Origin of the sequence: Nitrospirillum guanabarense (genome assembly GCF_034653355.1) — a bacterium.
In the GTDB taxonomy this organism is placed as follows: domain Bacteria; phylum Pseudomonadota; class Alphaproteobacteria; order Azospirillales; family Azospirillaceae; genus Nitrospirillum.
This window is the reverse complement of record NZ_JAYEER010000004.1, coordinates 1,184,486-1,204,340: the sequence shown is the minus strand read 5'-3', so window position 1 is coordinate 1,204,340 and position 19,855 is coordinate 1,184,486. Positions and strand designations below refer to the sequence as shown.

The 19,855-nt window shown below is 65.7% G+C and carries 23 protein-coding genes and 1 tRNA gene; 8 read left to right on the top strand and 16 right to left on the bottom strand.

Translation table 11 applies throughout. The features are described from left to right. Nucleotide 1: 1 nt before the first annotated feature. Nucleotides 2–346, bottom strand: coding sequence for an ATP-dependent Clp protease adapter ClpS (gene clpS, locus UAA55_RS23570; RefSeq protein WP_044560809.1), 345 nt, complete (start codon nt 344–346; stop codon nt 2–4). A 259-nt stretch (nt 347–605) separates the two neighbouring features. Further along, nucleotides 606–1,166: a phasin family protein gene (locus UAA55_RS23565; protein ID WP_322955825.1), complete on the bottom strand. Its 561-nt coding sequence runs from the start codon at nt 1,164–1,166 to the stop codon at nt 606–608. Nucleotides 1,167–1,753: 587 nt separating this feature from the next. Here UAA55_RS23565 and UAA55_RS23560 point away from each other — a divergent pair. After that, on the top strand, nt 1,754–3,100 hold the full coding sequence (locus UAA55_RS23560) for a D-alanyl-D-alanine carboxypeptidase family protein (protein WP_322955822.1): 1,347 nt from the start codon (nt 1,754–1,756) through the stop codon (nt 3,098–3,100). A gap of 8 nt (nt 3,101–3,108) precedes the next feature. Next, on the top strand, nt 3,109–4,041 hold the full coding sequence (locus UAA55_RS23555) for a CPBP family intramembrane glutamic endopeptidase (RefSeq protein WP_322955821.1): 933 nt from the start codon (nt 3,109–3,111) through the stop codon (nt 4,039–4,041). Nucleotides 4,042–4,065: 24 nt separating this feature from the next. Here the strand turns inward: UAA55_RS23555 and UAA55_RS23550 are convergent, their stop codons facing one another. The 5 genes from UAA55_RS23550 to galU all read right to left on the bottom strand — a co-directional run bounded on the left by UAA55_RS23550 (nt 4,066) and on the right by galU (nt 8,605). Next, nucleotides 4,066–4,341, bottom strand: coding sequence for a BrnA antitoxin family protein (locus UAA55_RS23550; RefSeq protein ID WP_322955818.1), 276 nt, complete (start codon nt 4,339–4,341; stop codon nt 4,066–4,068). Next, nucleotides 4,328–4,609 carry a BrnT family toxin gene (locus UAA55_RS23545; protein ID WP_322955815.1) on the bottom strand — a complete coding sequence of 94 codons (282 nt, stop codon included), beginning with the start codon at nt 4,607–4,609 and terminating at the stop codon, nt 4,328–4,330. The genes UAA55_RS23550 and UAA55_RS23545 overlap by 14 nt, the downstream gene beginning before the upstream one ends. A 123-nt stretch (nt 4,610–4,732) precedes the next feature. Beyond that, a complete protein-coding gene (gene pgmG, locus UAA55_RS23540; protein WP_322955814.1) occupies nt 4,733–6,124 on the bottom strand; it encodes a phosphoglucomutase/phosphomannomutase PgmG in 1,392 nt (463 codons plus the stop codon). A gap of 30 nt (nt 6,125–6,154) precedes the next feature. Further along, nucleotides 6,155–7,474 (bottom strand): UDP-glucose dehydrogenase family protein, encoded by a 1,320-nt coding sequence (locus tag UAA55_RS23535; protein WP_322955812.1) that lies wholly within the window; start codon nt 7,472–7,474, stop codon nt 6,155–6,157. A gap of 261 nt (nt 7,475–7,735) precedes the next feature. After that, a complete protein-coding gene (gene galU, locus UAA55_RS23530) occupies nt 7,736–8,605 on the bottom strand; it encodes a UTP--glucose-1-phosphate uridylyltransferase GalU (RefSeq protein WP_322955810.1) in 870 nt (289 codons plus the stop codon). A gap of 542 nt (nt 8,606–9,147) precedes the next feature. Between galU and UAA55_RS23525 the strand changes: the two genes are divergently transcribed. The 4 genes from UAA55_RS23525 (at nt 9,148) to UAA55_RS23510 (ending at nt 12,419) form a co-directional block, all read left to right on the top strand. After that, nucleotides 9,148–9,795 carry a response regulator transcription factor gene (locus UAA55_RS23525; protein ID WP_322955808.1) on the top strand — a complete coding sequence of 216 codons (648 nt, stop codon included), beginning with the start codon at nt 9,148–9,150 and terminating at the stop codon, nt 9,793–9,795. Between the two features lie 38 nt (nt 9,796–9,833). Next, on the top strand, nt 9,834–10,856 hold the full coding sequence (locus tag UAA55_RS23520) for an SAM-dependent methyltransferase (protein ID WP_322955806.1): 1,023 nt from the start codon (nt 9,834–9,836) through the stop codon (nt 10,854–10,856). A gap of 183 nt (nt 10,857–11,039) precedes the next feature. Further along, entirely contained in the window at nt 11,040–11,948 is a 909-nt protein-coding gene (locus UAA55_RS23515; protein WP_322955805.1) for a sterol desaturase family protein, read from the top strand. A gap of 132 nt (nt 11,949–12,080) precedes the next feature. Further along, nucleotides 12,081–12,419, top strand: a complete 339-nt coding sequence (locus UAA55_RS23510; protein ID WP_322955804.1) for a hypothetical protein — start codon at nt 12,081–12,083, stop codon at nt 12,417–12,419. Between the two features lie 429 nt (nt 12,420–12,848). On the opposite strand, the gene UAA55_RS23505 is transcribed toward UAA55_RS23510, so the two are convergent. The 7 genes from UAA55_RS23505 to UAA55_RS23475 form a co-directional block, all read right to left on the bottom strand. Further along, a complete protein-coding gene (locus UAA55_RS23505; protein WP_322955802.1) occupies nt 12,849–14,048 on the bottom strand; it encodes a BaiN/RdsA family NAD(P)/FAD-dependent oxidoreductase in 1,200 nt (399 codons plus the stop codon). Between the two features lie 9 nt (nt 14,049–14,057). Next, nucleotides 14,058–14,516, bottom strand: coding sequence for an alternative ribosome rescue aminoacyl-tRNA hydrolase ArfB (gene arfB, locus UAA55_RS23500; RefSeq protein WP_322955800.1), 459 nt, complete (start codon nt 14,514–14,516; stop codon nt 14,058–14,060). Nucleotides 14,517–14,630: 114 nt separating this feature from the next. Next, nucleotides 14,631–15,398, bottom strand: a complete 768-nt coding sequence (locus UAA55_RS23495; protein ID WP_322955798.1) for a Crp/Fnr family transcriptional regulator — start codon at nt 15,396–15,398, stop codon at nt 14,631–14,633. Nucleotides 15,399–15,530: 132 nt separating this feature from the next. Then, nucleotides 15,531–16,145, bottom strand: a complete 615-nt coding sequence (locus UAA55_RS23490) for a hypothetical protein (protein ID WP_322955796.1) — start codon at nt 16,143–16,145, stop codon at nt 15,531–15,533. A 192-nt stretch (nt 16,146–16,337) separates the two neighbouring features. Next, nucleotides 16,338–16,820 (bottom strand): 30S ribosomal protein S9, encoded by a 483-nt coding sequence (gene rpsI / locus UAA55_RS23485; protein ID WP_050898408.1) that lies wholly within the window; start codon nt 16,818–16,820, stop codon nt 16,338–16,340. Nucleotides 16,821–16,823: 3 nt separating this feature from the next. After that, nucleotides 16,824–17,285, bottom strand: a complete 462-nt coding sequence (gene rplM, locus UAA55_RS23480) for a 50S ribosomal protein L13 (RefSeq protein ID WP_004273148.1) — start codon at nt 17,283–17,285, stop codon at nt 16,824–16,826. Nucleotides 17,286–17,570: 285 nt separating this feature from the next. Next, nucleotides 17,571–18,068: a PaaI family thioesterase gene (locus UAA55_RS23475; protein ID WP_322955793.1), complete on the bottom strand. Its 498-nt coding sequence runs from the start codon at nt 18,066–18,068 to the stop codon at nt 17,571–17,573. A 105-nt stretch (nt 18,069–18,173) separates the two neighbouring features. On the opposite strand from UAA55_RS23475, the gene UAA55_RS23470 reads away from it, so the two are divergent. After that, nucleotides 18,174–18,632 carry a CoA-binding protein gene (locus UAA55_RS23470; RefSeq protein WP_322955791.1) on the top strand — a complete coding sequence of 153 codons (459 nt, stop codon included), beginning with the start codon at nt 18,174–18,176 and terminating at the stop codon, nt 18,630–18,632. 2 nt (nt 18,633–18,634) lie between these two features. Here the strand turns inward: UAA55_RS23470 and cutA are convergent, their stop codons facing one another. After that, nucleotides 18,635–18,967: a divalent-cation tolerance protein CutA gene (gene cutA, locus UAA55_RS23465; RefSeq protein WP_322955789.1), complete on the bottom strand. Its 333-nt coding sequence runs from the start codon at nt 18,965–18,967 to the stop codon at nt 18,635–18,637. Nucleotides 18,968–19,148: 181 nt separating this feature from the next. Between cutA and UAA55_RS23460 the strand changes: the two genes are divergently transcribed. Next, nucleotides 19,149–19,475 (top strand): hypothetical protein, encoded by a 327-nt coding sequence (locus tag UAA55_RS23460; RefSeq protein ID WP_322955788.1) that lies wholly within the window; start codon nt 19,149–19,151, stop codon nt 19,473–19,475. A gap of 58 nt (nt 19,476–19,533) precedes the next feature. Here the strand turns inward: UAA55_RS23460 and UAA55_RS23455 are convergent. After that, a tRNA-Pro gene (locus UAA55_RS23455) sits at nt 19,534–19,610 on the bottom strand. Nucleotides 19,611–19,855: the final 245 nt, after the last annotated feature.

Here is a 19,855-nt window from a genome sequence, read left to right as displayed (position 1 = left end):
ACTAATCCTTCTCCAAGGTGCATTGCAGGGGATGCTGGTTCTGGCGCGCGAAATCCATCACCTGGGTCACTTTCGTTTCCGCCACCTCGTAGGTGAACACGCCGCACACGCCGACGCCGCGGCGATGGACATGCAGCATGATCCGCGTCGCTTCCTCCCGGTTCTTCGAGAAGAAACGCTCCAGGATGTGAACGACGAACTCCATGGGGGTGTAGTCGTCATTCAACATCAAGACCTTGTACATGGAGGGCTTTTTGGTCTTGGGTTTGGCCTTGACCACGACACCGGTGTTGGTGCCGTCGCCGCCATTGCCGCCCTCATTTCCCTGACTGTCGAACTCCGTCATGGCCTTCCAGGTACGTGTCTCTCGGGGTGGTCATCCCAGGAATAATATGAGATCGCGGCGGGCCGTTGGAAGACCCCTGGTAACCTTATTCATGCCTGGCGTGCGATTGCCGCACGTAAATCACCCGGGCGCAAGGAAACACTGTCCCGCGCAGCGGCGACCGTCACAGCGGGCAAAACAAAACCCGGCGGGCGCGGGCCCACCGGGTTCGTCAGCATCGGCTTCATCGCCGGGCCGCATGGGGCGGCCCGGGCCTTCATCAGGCCGCCAGGCGCGGCTTGCCGAACTTGGTCACGACCGCGTTGACGCGGGCGGAGATGGGCTCGATCGCCTCGTTGGCCAGCTTCACCGACAGCTCGGAGGTCTTGGTGGCCTCGCTGATCAGGGTGTCGAAGCTGGTCTTGGCGAACTCGGACTGCAGGTCCACGGCTTCGCGCAGGGTCTTCACGGCCAGCAGGGCCTTGGTGGCCGACACGCTGCTCTCCAGCGATGACTGGGCATAGGCGACGAAGGTCTTGGACAGGTTCTCCAGGCCCTTGGCCAGGACGGTGGAGGACAGCACCAGGGCGTCGACCGTCTCCTTGTTGAAGGCGGTCAGCTCCTCATACGCCTCGAAGGCCTTCTTGCTGGCTTTTTCGACCTGCTCCTTCGTGAGGGCGACGGCCTGCTCGTAATTCTTGGTCACGGCGTCCTGCGTGGCGGTGACGGTGGTCCCGGCGGCCTGCTTGGCGGCGGCGGCGGTGTCCACCGCGGCGTCGGTGACAACCTTCTTGGCGCGCGTAACGGTAGCGGTGGGGGTGGTAGTATTCGCGGTGGTCATGTCAGTGCTCCTTCCAATGATCGCTAATGATCCATCGGCCGCCCGATGCGGCCCGTACCCGGGTCAGGCAAACCGGCATCGGCCGGGTGGCGTGCCTGCGGCGAACGGCCCATTTCGCGGCACCGTCATATTGCGTCGCAGCACGATCCCTTATCTGGACCCTGGAAAGAAGTTTGTCAATCCGTTTTTGTGCACCGCAAAAATTCCGTCACATGGGAATTTCCACCCCACATACGGGTGTAATTCGCTGCGTTCTGGCGCGAAATGGCCTTCCGTAGGCCAAACCGGCTAGTCGTCGTTCCACCGGAAGGTGTGGCCATGTTGCGGCGCAATATATCATATGAATGAACGCGCCCTCCCCCATCCGGGTTAGGGGACGGTCCGGAGTCGCGACGGTTCATGTAAAGGTGGCAATCAAAAACCACGCATCCTTGGCCCTTAACCGTATTTTCAATACTGGACAGCGAATCATCGTGCCTTTACTTTTGTAGTCACCAACGACATGGCATCGGCGGAAGGGGCAGTTCACCGTGACCCATTGGAAACACTCGGTTCTGGGCGCGCGTCGGGGTTCGGTCGTCCGGCGGATGCGCTGGGCCGCCCTGGCCTTGCTGGCCTGCTGGGCCCTGGCGCCGGTGAGCGCTTTCGCCAAGTACGCCGCCATCGTCGTGGACGCGGAGACCGGCCAGGTGCTGCACGCCGCCGGCGCCGACACCCAGAATTATCCGGCGTCGCTCACCAAGATGATGACGCTGTATTTGCTGTTCGACGCGCTGGACGCCGGTCGCGTCACCTTGGACACGCCCTTCAAGGTCTCCGCCCACGCGGCCGCCCAGGCGCCCAGCAAGCTGGGCCTGGAGCCGGGTGACACCATCCGCGTGCGCGATGCCATCTTGGCCCTGGTCACCAAGTCGGCCAACGACGTCGCGGTGACGGTGGGCGAGAACCTGGGCGGCAGCGAGCCGCGTTTCGCCCAGATGATGACGGCCAAGGCCCACGCCCTGGGCATGAGCCGCACCACCTTCCGCAACGCGTCAGGCCTGCCCAACACCGGCCAGGTGACCACGGCGCGCGATCTGGCGCGCCTGGCCCAGGCGCTGATCCACGACCACGCCAAGCAGTACAGCTATTTCAAGACGGCCAGCTTCACCTATCAGGGGGAGACCATGGCCAACCATAACCATCTCATGTCCCGCTATCCCGGCATGGATGGCATCAAGACCGGCTTCATCAACGCCTCGGGCTTCAACCTGGTGGGCTCCGCCGTGCATGACGGTCGCCGCCTGATCGCCGTGGTCATGGGCGGTAGCAGCGCCGTGTGGCGCGACAACCGCATGGCCGACCTCTTGGATGAGGGTTTCGCCACCAAGCCGGGCGAGGTGCTGACGGCCGAGGCGCCCATCCGCTCCCCCCGTGGCCGCGACGCCGTCCAGGTGGCCAGCGCCGACACGGCGGACAGCCAGGACGGCGCCACCTCCGAAGGGGACGAGGAAGAGGCCGACGAGGCTCCGGCGCCCAAGGCCGCGAAGGCGACCGCCGGAGTCCGGCTGGCCAGCGCCGCCGGCAAGGCGGCCAAGGCCGTGGGCAGGGCGGCTGAAAGCGTGGCCGACCACACCCTGCTGGCAGCACCGGCCGAGGCGGCCCCCGCCGTGGCCACCGGCGCCAAGGGCAAGATCACTCCCGAGGGGTGGAGCATCCAGGTCGGCGCCTATAACGACCGTGCCGCCACCCAGGCCGCCATCGCGCGCGCCACGCAGAAGAGCAAGGGCCTTCTGAACGCCGCCGTGCCCAACGTGGTGGAGATCTCCGCCTCCAAGTCCACGCTGTACCGCGCCCGCCTGGCCGGTCTGAGTGAGAAGACGGCCCGCGCCGCCTGCACGCAGCTGCGCCGTCAGGGCCAGGGTTGCATCACCATCGCGCCTGGCGCCAACTGATCCCCTCCGTGTCGCTAGTCACTTCCGCGACGGAGGATGATCCTTCGGCCCCGTCCCTGTTGGGCTTGGCCCGCCAGCGGCGGGAACCATGGTGGGCCTTCCTCGGCGGCCTGGTCATCGTGGCCCTGGGCGCCGTCCTCATCGCCGTGCTGCTGGTGAAACTGCCTCAGGGATTGCGCCTTGAGGCGGCGATGAAGCGCAGCGAAGGGCTGCGCGCCATCGTCGAACTGCTGATGATGCTGGGCAGCGTCGCCGCCGCCCTGCTACCCCTCGCCCTGGCGGTGCGTTGGCTGCACGGCCGGCCATTGCGCAGCCTGTTGTCCCCGCTGCCCGGCCTGGATGTGGGGCTGGCCTTGCGCTCCGCCCTGCTGTGGGGCGGGCTGGTGCTGCTGACCATCGTCGTCAGCGGATTGGTCGACGTCTGGCATGGGGAGCCGTTCGCCCCCGGCGGCCAGCCCTGGCCCCAGGTGTTGGCCTTCGCCGCCGCCACCGGCTGGATGGTGGTGCTGCAAGTGACGGCGGAAGAAGCGCTGTTCCGCGGCTACATCAGCCAGGGCCTCTACGCCGTGACGGGCAGCGCCTGGATCACCGCCCTGCCCGTGGCCCTGCTGTTCGCCGGCCTGCACACCCAGTCCTGGGGCAACGCCGTGTGGGACCAGCGCGCGCTCTATTTCATAATCTCGCTGCTGCTGTCGGCGGTGACGGCCCGCGCCGGCCGGTTGGAGGCCGCCATCGGCATCCACCTGGGCCAGAACCTGATGGCCATCTACGTCATGGGCGTGCTGGGCCCACCCTTCCCTTCCCTGCTGGGCGTGGGCGCGCCGGAGAACAAGCCGGCCAGCGTCGAAGACGTGGCCGAGGTGCTGCTGACCATGGCCGTCATCGGCGGCCTCTACTGGTACCTGGGCGTGCGCCGCGGCTGGGTGGTGCGTCGGGTATAGGAAAAGGCGTCGCCCGAGATTTCTTTACGATCCGCCGTGGGTCTCAATATACTCGCGCAGGGCTGCGTTGATCCGGGTCTGGTATCCATCCCCCTGCCGTCGGAACCAATCTACGACATCGGTATCCAGTCTCAGGGACAGTGCCGTTTTAACAGGCCGGTAGAACATTCCCCGCTTGGCGGCAGACCAATCGGTGACTTCCGGAATGTCACTGGTATCCACCGGGCTATCATCACTGGATAGCGCCTCCAACTCAGCCCGGAGCTTCGGATCCAGTGGCTCGGCATTACCCTTCTTCATAAGCTTTCCTTTCTGCCGGCGTGGCGCGGCGCGCAGAGATGATATGGCCGATGCCGCCGCTGCTTGCAGTGTCGGTGTGAACAACGAACAGCACGCCCGGCAGATTAGCGTAAGGGCGGCCTATGGTTCGCCACCTGGCTTCATCTGGATATGGGTCTGGAACCGTTATCGCGAAGGGGTCGCCAAAAACCCTTTCCGCCAACTCAAAACTGACCTTGTGTTTCGCAATGTTGGCTCGGGCCTTTCGCGCATCCCATACCCAGTTCAAGAGCAGGTCCCCTGTAGATACAGAATTGTATATACAAATTCCGGCGCAGACAACGTGGCCCGCAATAAGAAGGGGCCGCAATCCGGTTGGAGTGCGGCCCCTTTCACTCGTTCAAGCGATGGCTCAGAAGCCTTCCGGCGCCTGGATGCCGCTCTGGCTCAGCTGATCGCGGATGCTGCCCTTCAGACGCTCCAGGCCGGCTTCGCTGAAGGCCTCGGCGCGGGCCACCAGCACGTCCTGGGTGTTGGAGGCGCGCAGCAGCCACCAGCCGTCCTCGGTCTTCACGCGGACGCCGTCGATGTCGTTGACCTCCACGCCCTTGCCCGCCAAGGCCTTGGCGCGGGCCACGATCTCTTCCACCGCCTTGAACTTGCGTTCCTCATCCACCTGGAAGCGCACTTCCGGGGTGTTGAACACGGGCGGCAGGACGGATTTCAGCTTGGCCAGGCTGCCCTCACGACTCACGAGGCCGGCCAGGCGCACGCCGCAGTAGGGCGCGTCGTCGAAGCCGTAATACTTGTCGGCGAAGAAGATGTGGCCGCTCATCTCACCGGCCAGCGGGGAGCCCGTCTCGGCCATCTTGGCCTTCAGCAGGCTGTGGCCGGTCTTCCACATCAGGGGCTTGCCGCCATTCTTGGCGATGTCGTCGTACAGCGTCTGGCTGGACTTGACGTCGGCGATGATGGTGGCGCCCGGGTGGCTCTTCAGCACGTCTGCGGCATAGATGGCCAGCAGTTGGTCGCCCCAGATGATGTCGCCATGCTCATCCACGGCGCCGATGCGGTCGCCGTCGCCGTCGAAGCCGATGCCGATGTCCGCCTTGTGGGTGTGGACGGCGTGGATCAGGTCTTCCAGGTTCTCCGGCACCGTCGGGTCGGGGTGGTGGTTGGGGAAGGTGCCGTCCACCTCCTCGAACAGCAGGATGTGCTTGCCCGGCAGCTTGTCGGTCAGGCGGCGCAGGACATGGCCCACGGCGCCGTTGCCGGCGTCCCAGACGATGGTCAGGTCGCGGGTGCCGTCATAATCCTTGACCAGGCGGTTGATGTAATCCTCGCTGACGTCCAGCTTGCGGGAGGAGCCGGCGCCCGTCGCCAGATCCTGGCCGTGCACCAGGCGGCCGATCTCCTGGATCTGTTCGCCGTACACCGGGCCCTTGCCCAGCATCATCTTGAAGCCGTTGTAGTCCGGCGGGTTGTGCGAGCCGGTGATCATCACGCCGGCGTCCAGTTCCAGGTGCCGGACGGTGAAGTACAGCATGGGCGTGGGGCCCAGGCCGATGCGGATGACCTCCAGGCCGGTGGACATCAGGCCCTCGACGCAGGCCTGCTCCAGCTCCGGCGAGGACAGGCGGCCGTCATAGCCGATGGCCACGCGGGTGCCGCCGGCGCGCACCACCAAGGTGCCGAAGCCCTGGCCGATGGCGCGGGCGTCGTCCGGGCCCAGGGTCTTGCCGATGACGCCGCGGATGTCGTACTCGCGCAGCACCGTGGGGTGGAACCGATGATTAGCGGTCATGACTTGCACCTGCTCCCTTGCTGCTTTGACTTATCGACGCGCCGGACGGCCGATGGACGTGTAGGTGAAACCGGCGGCGCTCATATCGTCAGGATTGTAGATGTTGCGTAGGTCGACCAGGACCGGCGCCTTCATGGACCGGCGAACCCGGTCCAGATCCAGCGCGCGGAATTCGTTCCATTCGGTGATGATGGCCAGGACGTCGGCGTCCTGGATGGCGGCGTAGGCGTCGGCGCACCAAACCACCCCCGGCAGCAGGTGTTCCGCCTCGTGCATGCCGGCGGGGTCGTAGGCCTGGACGGTGGCGCCCAGGCGTTGCAGTTCCGGGATGATGTCCAGCGACGGGGCGTCGCGCATGTCGTCGGTGTTCGGCTTGAAGGTCACGCCCAGGATGCCGATGCGCTTGCCCTCCACGGTGCCGTTGGCGGCGGCCACGATGCGGCCGGCCATGGATTTCTTGCGCTTGTCGTTGATGTCGATGACCGTCTCGACGATGCGCAGGGGCGAGCCCACGTCGGCCGCCGTGCGGGCCAGGGCCAGCGTGTCCTTGGGGAAGCACGAGCCGCCGTAGCCGGCGCCGGCGTGCAGGAACTTGCGGCCGATGCGGCCGTCCAGGCCGATGCCCTTGGCCACGTCGTGGACGTTGGCGCCCACCTTCTCGCACAGATCCGCCACCTCGTTGATGAAGGTGATCTTGGTGGCGAGGAAGGTGTTGGCCGCGTACTTGATCAGCTCGGATGTTTCCAGGCTGGTCATGACGATGGGCGTCTCGATGAGGTAGAGGGGCCGGTAGAGGGTCTTCATGACCGCCCGGGCCCGGTCCGATTCGGCGCCGATCACCACGCGGTCGGGGCGCATGAAGTCGGCGATGGCCGCCCCCTCCCGCAGGAATTCGGGGTTGGAACAGACGTCGAAGTCCAGGCCGGCCCGCGTTTCACCGATGATGCGCGCCACCTCGCGGCCGGTGCCCACCGGCACCGTCGACTTGGTCACGATGACCGTGTAGCGGTCGGGATCCAGCGCCTGCGCCACCTCCTGGGCGGCGGCATAGACATAGGACAGGTCGGCGTGGCCGTCACCGCGGCGTGACGGGGTGCCCACGGCGATGAACACCGCATCCACGCCCTTGACGGCGCTGGCCAGGTCCGTGGTGAAGCTGAGGCGGCCCGCCTTGGCGTTCTTGGCCACCAGATCGTCCAACCCAGGCTCGAAGATCGGAATCTCGCCCCGGTTCAGGCGCTCGATCTTGCCGGCGTCCTTGTCGACGCAGACCGTGGTCACGCCGAACTCGGAAAAACAGGCGCCAGAGACCAAGCCGACATAGCCTGTTCCGATCACCGCAATGCGCATTCCGATCCCCTATAGTCACGTAGTCCCGTTTCCCGCGCCCAGTATAGACCGTGTGGGCGCGCCACAGGCATGGGGCATCGGGGTCAGGGGCGGCACCGGCGATTAGGCCGGACCGCGCCCTTATTTAAGGCGACAAGGCTGTGTCGCGCATGTGACCTTTTAGGGTCTTTCCGATTTGAATTAAAGCCCCGGGGAAAGACCTAAGCTTCTGGCGGGCCGCATGATTCGCCAGCCCGGGTGGAGAGCCCGGGCCAACCGCGCTCAGAGCATCTCCTTCAATGCGCTGCGCACCTTGGCCGCCATGTCGGGGCGTGCCAGGGCGTAGGCCACGTTGGCTAGGACGAAGCCCAACTTGTCGCCGCAGTCGAAGCGCTTGCCCTCGAAGCGGAAGCCGTGGAAGGGCTGCGCGCCGATCAACTTGGCCATGGCGTCGGTCAGCTGGATTTCGCCGCCGGCGCCCTTTTCGAAGCGCTCCAGATGCTGGAAGATTTCCGGCTGCAGGATGTAGCGTCCCTGGATGGACAACGTGGACGGCGCGGCGGCCGGATCCGGCTTTTCCACCAATCCCTTCACCTCGGCCAGGCGGCCGTCGTCCTTGCCGATGTCCAGGATGCCGTACTTGTTGGTCTGTTCGCGCGGGACCTCGAACACCGACAGCAGGTTGCCGCCCACCTGGTTGTAGGCGTCCATCATCTGCGCCAGGCAGGGGCGGTCGCCCAGCACCTGCTCATCGGGCAGCAGCACGGCGAAGGGTTCGTCGCCGATGAATTCGCGGGCGCACCACACGGCGTGGCCCAGGCCCAGCGGCTCGGACTGGCGGACGTAGGCGATCTTGCCGCTGTCGATCTGGATGTCCTCGACCACCTTCAAGATGTCGAGCTTGCCCCGGTTCTTCAGCGTCTGGTTCAGTTCGTAGTTCAGGTCGAAATGATCCTCCAGCGGGGTCTTGCCCCGGCTGGTGACGAAGCAGAACATTTCGATGCCGGCGGCCTTCGCCTCGTCCACCGCGTGCTGGATCAGCGGCTTGTCGGCCAGCGGCAGCATTTCCTTCGGAATGGCCTTGGTCGCGGGCAGGAATTGCGTGCCCAGCCCCGCAACGGGAAACACCGCTTTACGAATGCGCTTGACCATAACCGACCCCTGGAGTTCAAGCCCCGGATTATCGGGGATTATTGGAATTGGTGGGTGAGGCGCTCGATTCCGGGCGGCCCATCCTTTTGGCCCTTCTGCCACATCGACAAGTGGGCACGCAATCAAGCTGACGAGACTTTCTGACGCTTTCGTGGCAAGAAAAATCGCCCTCCCGGGGATGATGGCCTATGCCGTTGCCTATATCCATGGTTGGGGACCGCGCCCGTTCGTTGGATGAATCTCCTCCCCAAACGATAACTTTCGCCTCAATCGCGCCTAAATCCGTTGCGTAAATTAACCAACCTAAGTCAAATCAGCGTGACAGGACCGAGCGGAATTTGTAGTAGTTTAGCTTAAAGTTGGCGCCTCAATATTCCCGAACCGGATTCCCGAACCGGGTCTGTTCATCCAACGGCGGCTGGTTTCTGCCGGCAGGCAAAAAGCTAAAGCCGCCGGAAACGCGCTTACCGCGCGTAAACACCTAATTCGTCTGGGTTCGCTGGCAACCTTGGTTCCCTACTACCTCTGAACGAGAGTCGGACATGAACATCCTGATCGGTGACGACCACCTGCTGTTCCGCGAGGGCCTCTGCCGGCTGCTGACCCAGCTCAGCGCCGATGCCACCTTCACCGAGGCCGGCACGTTTAACGAGGCGCTGGAATTCGCGCAGGGCGAGCAGGAGTTCGACCTGATCCTTCTGGATCTGCAAATGCCCAACTGGCCGGGCTTCTCCGGCATCCAGGAAATCTGCGAAATCCAGGCCGGGACGCCCGTGGTCATCGTCTCCGCCTCCGAAAGCCAGGCCGACGTGCGCGCGGCCCTGGACGCCGGCGCCTCGGGCTACATCCCGAAGTCATCCAGCGTGAAGATCATGCTGAGCGCCCTGAACCTGGTGTTCTCCGGCGGCATCTACGTGCCCCCGGCGGCCATCCACGGTGAAGGCGCGGCCGCGGCCAGCGGTGGTGGCGCCGTTTCCGGCGGCGGCGGCGGCGGCAACACCCCCACCCTGACCCAGCGCCAGCGCGACGTGCTGCGCTGCCTGCGCGAGGGCAAGTCCAACAAGCAGATCGCCTATGAACTGGGCCTGTCGGAAGGCACCGTGAAGATCCACGTGACCGCCGTCATGCGCTCGTTGGGCGTGCGCAACCGCACCCAGGCGGTTATTGCGTCGGCCGACATTCTGACCTAAACGCTGGGCATCGCTTCCGACCTTTCAGAAGTACCGACATGACCGGTCATCCGGATGGAACCAACGCCCCGGCGAGCGCAGCTCCCGGGGCGCAGTCTTTCGACGCCGCCGAGTTGCCCGTGGATGCGTCCCCCGGCGGCGCCGCCTACCTGGCCGCCGACGGCTTCCTGGAGCCCCTGCTGGAGGAACTGGACGATTCGACGGCCACGGTGCATGGCCGCCTGGTGATCACCCAGGCGCCGCCCCGGCCGGCCGCCTGGTCCATCAACACCTGGCTACAGCCCCGCCGCATCGCCATAGCCTCCATCAAGGATGGCGCCCGGGCCCTGCGCGCCATCCAGCGCAACTGGGCGGTCTATGAGCATGGCCACCACCGCCGGGCCAAGCTGATCCAGGAGCAATTGCCGCACGTCTCGGCCAAGCCGCTGGTCTTCCCCGCCCCCGCCCCCACCGCCCCCCTGGGCGCCTGGACCCTGCTGGACGAGAGCACCATCCTGGCCAGCCCAGCGTGCACCAGCGCCTTCGCCAATGGCGAGGTGGCGTTCGTGGAGGACAAGGCGACGCCGCCCAACCGCGCCTACCTCAAGCTGTGGGAGTCCCTGACCTTGGCCGGCCGCATGCCGGGCCCGGGCGACCGCTGCCTGGACCTGGGCGCCTGCCCCGGCGGCTGGACCTGGGTGCTGCAGTCGCTGGGCGCGGACGTCACGGCCATCGACAAGGCGCCGCTGGACCCGCGCATCGCCAGCCTGCCGCGGGTCACGGTGCGGCGGGAGAGCGCCTTCGGGCTGGATCCAGCGGCCATCGGGCCGCGTGAACGCCCGATAGACTGGCTATGCAGCGACGTCATTTGCTATCCGGAACGATTGCTGCGGCTGGTCCGCCAATGGAAGGACGGTGGCCATGCCCGTAACTTCATCTGCACCCTGAAGTTCCAGGGCGAGACGGACCACGTCAGCGCGCGCGCCTTCGCCGCCATCCCCGGTTCGCGCCTGCTGCATCTGTCACACAACAAGCATGAGCTGACCTGGATTTATTTGGCGCCCGAAACATCAGCGGTTTAGCTGATTTCACTGTGACGCAGACCCTTGCGCCGGAGGCCGCTCTGGGCGCAAAACCATAGCGGGGTGGGCCTGGTCGCATGGGGGATCGGTCGTAATCTGGATCATGCCAGAGGCTGGTTTTCGCCAGGTCCCGCCGCTGTTTGCGCCCTGCCTGAGAGCGGGGCGCCTTGCGATGGGTGACGAATGCGCCGGGTGTTCTCTTGGATCGCGTGGCCGGGGCTGCTGGCCCTGTGCATTGCCGGATATGCCTACGGGAACGCGCTGGGCCATCCCATCCTGGCCTACAACATCACCTATTTCGGCATGGCCGGCGCCCTGCTGCTGCTGGAGCGCGTGATGCCCTATGAGGCGGCGTGGGCCAAGAGTGACGGCCAAGCGCGCCAGGACATCAGCCATACCGCGCTGAACAAGGGCATCGGCCAGTTCCTGGCCGGCCTCGCCGCCGTGCTGGGCGCCAGCGAGGTGGCGCCCGCGGCGGCTGGCGGCATCTGGCCCGCCCATTGGCCGCTGGCGGCCCAGGTGGTGCTGGGCCTGGTGGTGGCGGAGTTCGGGCTCTATTGGGCGCACCGCCTGTGCCATGAGGTGCCGTGGCTGTGGCCCTATCACGCCGTGCACCACAGCGTCACCCGCCTGTGGGTGGTCAACACCGGCCGCTTCCACTTTGTCGACAGCCTGCTCAGCAGCCTGTTCGCCTTGGCCCTGGGCATGGTGGTGGGCGCCCCCAAGGAGGTCATCGTCTGGGTGCTGGTCATCACCACCTATATCGGCTTCCTGACCCACTGCAACGTGGACATGGACTGCCGCGGCCTGAACTGGCTGTTCAACACGCCGGACCTGCACCGCTGGCATCACAGCCGCATCCCGGCCGAGGGCAATACCAACTACGGCGAAAACCTGCTGCTGTGGGACGTGATCTTCCGCACCCGCTACCTGCCGCTGGACCGCCGCCCGCCGGTGGACATCGGCACCGCCGACGCCGTGCCCCTGACCTTCCTGGGCCAGTTGGCCTTTCCCTTCCGCCGCCATGGCACCCCCGCGCCGATGCTGGAGCCGGTGCCGATGGAAGCTCAGGCGGAAGCCGGTGGGGATTGATTCAGCGCTTCTTCGCAAGCGCCGATTAGGCCATTTAAGAATCTATACTTGTGTACAGAAGCTATATCGGTGATGCTGGTACGTACATAATAGTAAATACTTATAACATGAGCGGATGTGGAGAGGGAATTGATGCGTCTTGTGAAAATATTGGCGGCGGTTGGTATATTGTATTCGCTAATCTTGCAATCGGCTGTTGCCGGCAGCTCTGATCCTGGCTATGTGACCGGGATTGCCGTAAATATCAATGGAACATTCTTTTTCAACTCTACAGGAACAAGACAACAGCAACCGGCATGTGCGAATAGCGGACGCTATGTGATAAACGTGAGCACTTTGGCGGGTCAGTCAATTATGTCATCAATATTGTCGGCAAATATGGCCCATCAGAAGATTAGTGTCTATGGTACGGGCGCTTGCACAATAACAAACGACGTTGAGGATGTGGCATACATTACTTATGTAGAATAAAGCGACATGTGTCGCCGAGAGCTCGCATAGAGCGCGCATCTCAGTCATCATGAAAATAATATTTGCAATCCCACTGCGTTCTGTTTCCGCAAGCGCGATGGCCGATACTCTGCTACAGGCCTTATAGGCGGTCTTGTTACAGCTGGTGGTGGTGTCGTCACCGTATATACGAGTACGGGTATAACGTCACCGGTATCTTGCGCGTTAAAAGGCCAACGCTTTGCCCTAAAGGCAAGCACGGTATCGGGTCAATCACTGCTGTCCGCCATTACGACGGCCTACAATATTAAGCAGCCGGTAAGCATCGTGGGAACCGGTGCCTGCACGATGGTTGTCGATGCGGAAGATATTTCATATATTTCCTATGTTAACTAAAGCCGCCGTTTCGGCCTTGTCGATAACACCTGGCGGGTGCCGTATTAGGTTGGCTCAGACAGCCTGGCCGGCGACCCAGCCGGAGGACCAGGCCCATTGGAAGTTGTAGCCGCCCAGCCAGCCGGTGACGTCCACGGCCTCGCCCACGAAGTGCAGGCCGGGCACGGCCTTGGCTTCCAGGGTCTTGGAGGACAGGTCGTTGGTGTCGATGCCGCCCACCGTCACCTCCGCCGTGCGATAGCCCTCGGTGCCCGCCGGCACCACGCTCCAGCGCCGCAGCTGCTCGCCCACCGCCGCCAGGGCCTTGTCCGACAGGTCGCGCAAGGGCCGGCTTTCCACCTCACCGGCACCACCCTCTCCGCACAGCCGCTCGGCGAAGCGCCGGGGCAGCACGTCGCCCAGGATGGTCTTCAGCTCGGCATTGGGCCGGGCGCGCTTGGCCGCCTTCAGGTGTCCGGCCAGGTCCAGGTCCGGCGTCAGGTCCACGGTGATGGGCTGGCCGGGCCGCCAGTAACTGGACGCTTGCAGGATGCTGGGGCCTGACAGGCCCCGATGGGTGATCAGCAGCGCCTCGCGGAACAGCGCTTTCCCCGCCTGAACGGTGGCATCCAGCGCCACGCCGGACAGGCCCTGGGTCCGCGCCAGGTCCTGGGGCGTGAAGGTGAAGGGGACCAGGCCGGGCCGCGGGGTCACGACGTTCAGGCCGAACTGGCGTGCCAGGCGGTAGGCGAAGTCGGTGGCCCCCATCTTGGGGATGGACAGGCCGCCGGTGGCCACCACCAGCTTGGGTGCCATCATCTGGCCCCTGACCGTGTCCAGCGCGAAGCCGCCATCGGTTGACTGAACGTCGTTCACGGCGCAATCCAGCCGCAACTCGACGTCCGCATCGGCCGCTTCATGCAACAACATGTCCAGGATGTCCCGGGCGGAGTTGTCGCAAAACAGCTGACCCAGCTTCTTCTCATGCCAGGCGATGCCGTGGCGCTCCACCAAATCCAGGAAGTCGCGCGGCGAGTAGCGGCGCAGCGCCGAGATGCAGAAGTGCGGGTTGGATGAGAGATAGCGCGCCGGCTGCGCGTCCACATTGGTGAAGTTGCAGCGCCCGCCGCCGGAGATCAGGATTTTGCGTCCAGCCTCCGGCGCATGGTCGACCACCACGACCCGGCGGCCGCGCTTGCCGGCGGCGATGGCGGTGAACAGGCCGGCGGCGCCGGCGCCGATGACGATGACGTCGGGGCTGCTGGATCCGGTCATGCGGGCTTCTTAGTCGATATCCACGGAGCCGCGCAGGCGCTTCACGCCGCTGCGGGTGGCCTTGGCCTCCAGCCGCCGCTTCTGCGAGCCCAGCGTGGGCCGGGTGGCCCGGCGCACGGCCTGGCGCACCGTCGCCTCGCGGATCAGCTCGAACAGCCGCTGGCGCGCGTCCTCGCGGTTGCGTTCCTGGGTGCGGTGGCGCTGGGCGGTGATGACGATGACGCCATCGCCGGTCCAGCGGCGGCCAGCCAGGGTCTTCAACTTGTCCTTGACCCACTGCGGCAAGTTGGGCGACGCCGCCGCGTCGAAGCGCAGCTGCACCGCCGTCTCCACCTTGTTCACGTTCTGCCCACCGGGGCCGCCGGCCCGCAGGAAGCTTTCCTGCAGTTCCGTCTCGGCCAAGCGAATCCCCGGCGCGACCAGTACGGTCGGGCCCTGGAACGGCGGCGGTGGGGACGGCGGAAGCATGGGACGGGAACCAGGGATGATCAAGGCAGGCGATCCTAAACGGGCCCGTCCCTCTTGTCTAACGGCGGCCCCGTATGGCTGGGCCGCCGGCCCAATCATCCCCCGGCCCGATCATCAGGGGATGGGCGCGTCCACGTCCCACATGGCCACGGGCCATTCCTCCGCCTGGCGGCGCCGCACCGGGCCGGGTGTGGCGAGCGCCCGCAGAGCCTCGAAATCCTTGAGCACGACCGTCGTGCCCTCCAGCGCCACACCGTGGCGGCGCAGGTCGGTGAAGGTCCAGGCCACATCCTCCGGCGTGGCGGCCAGCGCGGCGGCGACCGCGCCCATGTCCAGATCCAGCCGGCCGCCGGCACGGCGGTCGTTGTGTTCCTTCAGTAGATGGGCGGCCAGGCGCTGAGGCAGCGACAAGTCCTGCAAGGCGGCCACGGTTTCCACCAGCACCCGCTCCCGGGCCGCCTGCCCCGCCATCAGCGACAGGGCCAAGTCGGCACCGGCGCCCAAGCGCACGCGCAGGGCCGCCAGGGGCATTGCCAGCAGGCGGGTTTCCCCCACCGCGCGGATGGTGACGGGGGCGGGGGCGCCGGTCAGGGCCTCCGCCAGCAGGAAGGTGGTCTCCGGCCCCTGGCGCTGCCCAACCTCGGCATTGCCGGCGACCAGCATCACGGTACCGGACAGCAGGATATGGATGTCGATGAGCGTGATCCCCTGCCGCACGGCCACGTCGCCCGGGCCCAGATCCTGGACGCGGCAGGCCGCCGACAAGGCGGACAGCACGTCCGGCGCCAGGCCGGCGAAGGCCGGCACGGCCGCCAGCTCATTCACGATTCCCCGGGCCGCCACACCACCCACGGCGCCCCCCCTCGTCACATCCGCAGTCATCCAACCCAACCCCATCTTGCCCACCCAGTACCCCGCAGGCGGCGGCCACCTTATGCCCTATGGCGGACCCCAAATAGTCGAGCCTTGGCCCTAGGCCTTTTGGATACGCACCGTTTGGAAACGTTCCAATACTCAGCTCCCACGCCGATACCGGCGGCGTTCCCGCGCCAGGGCCATCGACCGCGCGGCCTGGCGCCAGGCGGCCGACAGCACCGGCGCCACGATCGCCCGTATCCCTTGGGCCAAGGCCACGACCACCCGCCAGGCGGGCTGTGCCTTCAGCCGGTCGATCCATCCCACGATCCAGCCGTGCACCCGGGCGAACCAGCGGATGGTCAGCAGCTTGTGCCGGCTACGCTGAAACAAGCGCTCCACCGTCAGCAGCTTCAGCACCTCCGCCGCCACGATCAGCAGGATGCCCAGCCGCGTCTTGCCTTGGGCGATCAGCAGGGCGCCGAGGGGCTTCGCCGGTTCCAGCACCACCAGCGGCACCAGGAACAGCACCAGGGTGGTGCGTGGTCCCAGGCGGTCGACGAAGCGACCCAGGGCCTGGAAGGGCGACCATCGTCCCATCCGCGTGGCGAACGGCCGCACGAGCGGCAGGAAGCAGACGTCGACCAGCACGTAGGCCAGGGCCGCGACCACCGCCAAGGGCGTCAACAGACGGCGCAGCCACAGGCGGGCCTGGGGACTGGGCCGCCAGCCCAAGGCGTGGCGCACGCGGCCGCGCGGCTTCTGATCCGGCATCCGTTGATCCTTCCTCGGGCCCGGAATGGCCCCTTGACCTGCGACGGTGGGCCGGAGCCCATCCGCTGCGCAAGGTCCACTTGGTGGTGTTTTTGTAGAGCCTTCTCGCACGGATATGCGGGATGCCAAAAGGAAAAGGCGCCTTCCCCGGGGGAAGACGCCTTTCCGTCGGCAGTCCAAAGGGCTGAGGGATCAGCGCTTGGAGAACTGGAAGCTACGACGGGCCTTGGCCTTACCGTACTTCTTACGCTCGACCACGCGCGGGTCGCGGGTCAGCAGGCCGGCGACCTTCAGCGGCGGGCGCAGGGCCGGCTCGAAGTAGGTCAGGGCCTTGGAGATGCCGTGGCGCAGGGCGCCGGCCTGGCCGGACAGGCCGCCGCCGGACACGGTGCACACCACGTCGTACTGCTCAACACGGCCGACGATCTGGAACGGCTGGTTGATCATCATGCGCAGCACGGGGCGGGCGAAGTAGACGGTGATGTCACGGCCGTTGACCGTGACCTGGCCCTTGCCCGGCTTAATCCAGACGCGGGCGACCGCGTCCTTGCGCTTGCCGGTGGCGTAGGAACGGCCCTGGGCGTCGATCTTCGGCTGGGCCGGCTCGGCGGCCTCGGTCGTCACGACGGCGGCGCCCTGCTTCAGGTCGGCCAGGCTGTTGATGGTCTGAGCCATGGATTAGGCCCCCTTGTTCTTGGGATTCAGGGCGCCGACGTCCAGCACCTCGGGGTTCTGCGCTTCGTGGGGATGCGTCGGACCCTTGTAAACGCGCAGATTACCCATCTGGCGACGGCCCAGCGGACCACGGGTGATCATGCGCTCGACGGCCTTCTCGATGACCCGCTCCGGGTACTTGCCGTCCAGGATCTGGCCCAGGCTGCGCTGCTTGATGCCGCCGGCGTAACCGGTGTGCCAGTAGAAGATTTCGTCGCTGCGCTTGTTGCCGGTCAACTTCACCTTCTCCGCATTGATGACGATGACATTGTCACCGCAATCCATGTGGGGGGTGTAGGTCGGCTTGTGCTTGCCGCGCAGGCGCATGGAGATGATGCTGGCCAGGCGGCCCAGCACGAGGCCGTCGGCGTCGATGAGAAGCCACTTCTTCTCGATCTCAGACGGCTTGAGAGACAAGGTTTTCATCCGCGCACTCACTCAAAATGAGGTCCGGGCCCAAATGGGCCCCAGGGGCACCGCTCCTGGGACCGGCACCGAAGTGGGCGGTTTTTATGTCGGTGACGGTCGGGTGTCAACGGGAAAAAGACACCGTCCGTCAAATGCTTAACAATGGGGTATTATGATACCGCCATCTCAAACCCTTTGATTTCGTTGAGTTTTTCAAAAGCGGCCGATGATGGCCGTTCCTCTTTTTCCCAATGAATCCAGCGCGTTGGTCGAACGGTCCCGCCGCGCCGCTCCGCACCCCTCTCAGCCCCGCGGAATCGCATAGGTCCCCGTCGCGTGCGCCACGGGATCGTCCTCGCCCTCCGAATGGATGGTGACCTCGCCATAGGCCAGGGTGCGGCCCATGCGCACGATGCGGGCATGGGCCAGCAGTGGCTTGGCCGGCGGCCGGCGCAGGAAGGTGATGTTCATGTTGCTGGTGACGGCCAGCACGATGTGCCCCGCCATGCTGAGCACCGCGCCATAGAGGGCCACGTCGGCCAGCGCGAACATGGTGGGACCGGAGACGGTGCCGCCCGGCCTCAGGAAATCCTCCGACACCGGCATGGTCAGGGTGACGGTGCCGTGCCCCATTTCACGCGTGCGGATGCCGGCGCGGTGGGCCTGGGGCAGGCCCTTTTCCAGCAGGCGGTCGAAATCCCGCGGCGTGAAGACGGGCGCCTTGCCCATGGCCGCCAGCTTGTCGTCCGCAGGGGCATCGGATGCCGCCGCGTCGGGGCCCGTGTCCATCTCATCCATCATTCCAAAACCCCTCCCCTCATCCCATTTATGGTGTCCGGTATACCCGTCCCCCGCCGCCCTGCCCACTCCCCCGTGGGCGCCGTACCGCATAAGGATCCGTGAGCCATGAGCGAGAAGATCACCGACGACGTGCTGCGCGACATCTTCCTGAAAACGAGGACGGTGGCCATCGTCGGCATATCGCCCGATCCGGCCAAGCCCTCGCATTACGTGCCGGCCTTCATGCAGCGGGAATACGGCTACAAGATCATCCCGGTGCACCCCGCCCACGTGGGCACCACCATTCTGGGCGAACCGGTGGTGGCCACCCTGGCCGACCTGCCGGAAGGTGTGGACTTTGTGGAGATCTTCCGCGCCGCCCCGGCCATCGCCCCCTTCGTGGTGGAGGCGGCACAGCGCGGCATCCCTTACATCTGGATGCCGCTGGGCGTGCGTCATGAGGAGTCGGCCGCCCAGGCGCGGGCGCTGGGCGCCACGGTCATCCAGGATCGCTGCCCCAAGATCGACCTGCCCCGCCTATTCCCCGGTGGCCTGCCCAACCGGAACCTGCCGACGCGCGACTGAGCTTAGTCGTCGGTGGCGTCGGGCGCGGCCGAGGCGGCGATCCATTCCAGGAAGCCCGGATTGCCCGACACCACCGGCAGCGCCACGATGCAAGGCGTGTCGTAGCTGTGCAGGGCCTTGACCCGCTTGGTCAGGGCCTCGAACCGGTCGGCGCGGGTCTTGGCGATGAACGCGACCTCCGCCGCCGTCTCCACCCCATCCCTCCAGCGGTAGATGGATTGGGTCGCGCCCAGGATATTGACGCAGGCGGCCAGCCGCTCCTCCACCAGCGCCCGGCCGATGGTCTCCGCCTCCTCGTTCGAGGCCGCCGTCATATAGACCAGGAACGCCGCCATCACCCACCTCTCGGTTAGAAGTCATTCCGCCCGGACGCCGCCACCCAGCCCAGCCCTAAGCGTCTGATGCGGGGGGCCGTTTGACGCCCGGTACCGTCAGCGTAAGATACCGGGAGGCCCCACGCCATCGCCCAAACGGCGTGGCGACCGTGAACGGGCCGATTGACGACGGGGGCTGGACATGGCGCGCGGCAAGGCAGCTGTTCCTGAAACATCCACGCCGGACTCCCCACCCCTTCCCACGCCCGTGCAGAAACGCTGGCTGCGGCGCGGCCTGGACCAGGCGGGTGGCAAGCTGCCCCTGTTCTGGCCGGACGGCGGCAAGGTGACCGCCGCCACGGTGAAGGCCTGCCTGGACGCCGGCTGGGCCACGCCCTGGTTCAGCAATCCGCTGAAGCCGGACTGGCTGGTCTGCCGCCTGACGGACGCCGGCCGCGCTGTGTGCGGCAAGGCGCCGGCGCGGAAGAGGGGAACCGAAGGAATGGCCAGGGCGGAAGCTGGGGCCTGAAATGGAAACGGCGCCTGGTCCTTCACGGGACCGGCGCCGTCTTCATGGTTTCGAGAGATGGTCGGAGCGACAGGATTCGAACCTGCGACCCCCAGACCCCCAGTCTGATGCGCTACCAGGCTGCGCTACGCTCCGACCTCTCGAGTGAACCGCGGTGGGCTGCGGTTCGGGCGCGGACTATAGCCACGAGATTTACCAGATGCAACGGCGTTGGACGTCCAAACGTCAAAAAAATGCATTTTCTTATTTAGTGTTTTTATATCAATGGATTACGGCGTCGATTCAAACTCAATCCAAAGCGGCGGGCCACCAGAACGCGTCCAATGGGCCCGTCGGATCACCTTTCCCGGGCCGGTATGACGAGGCTGTTCGCCAACCAG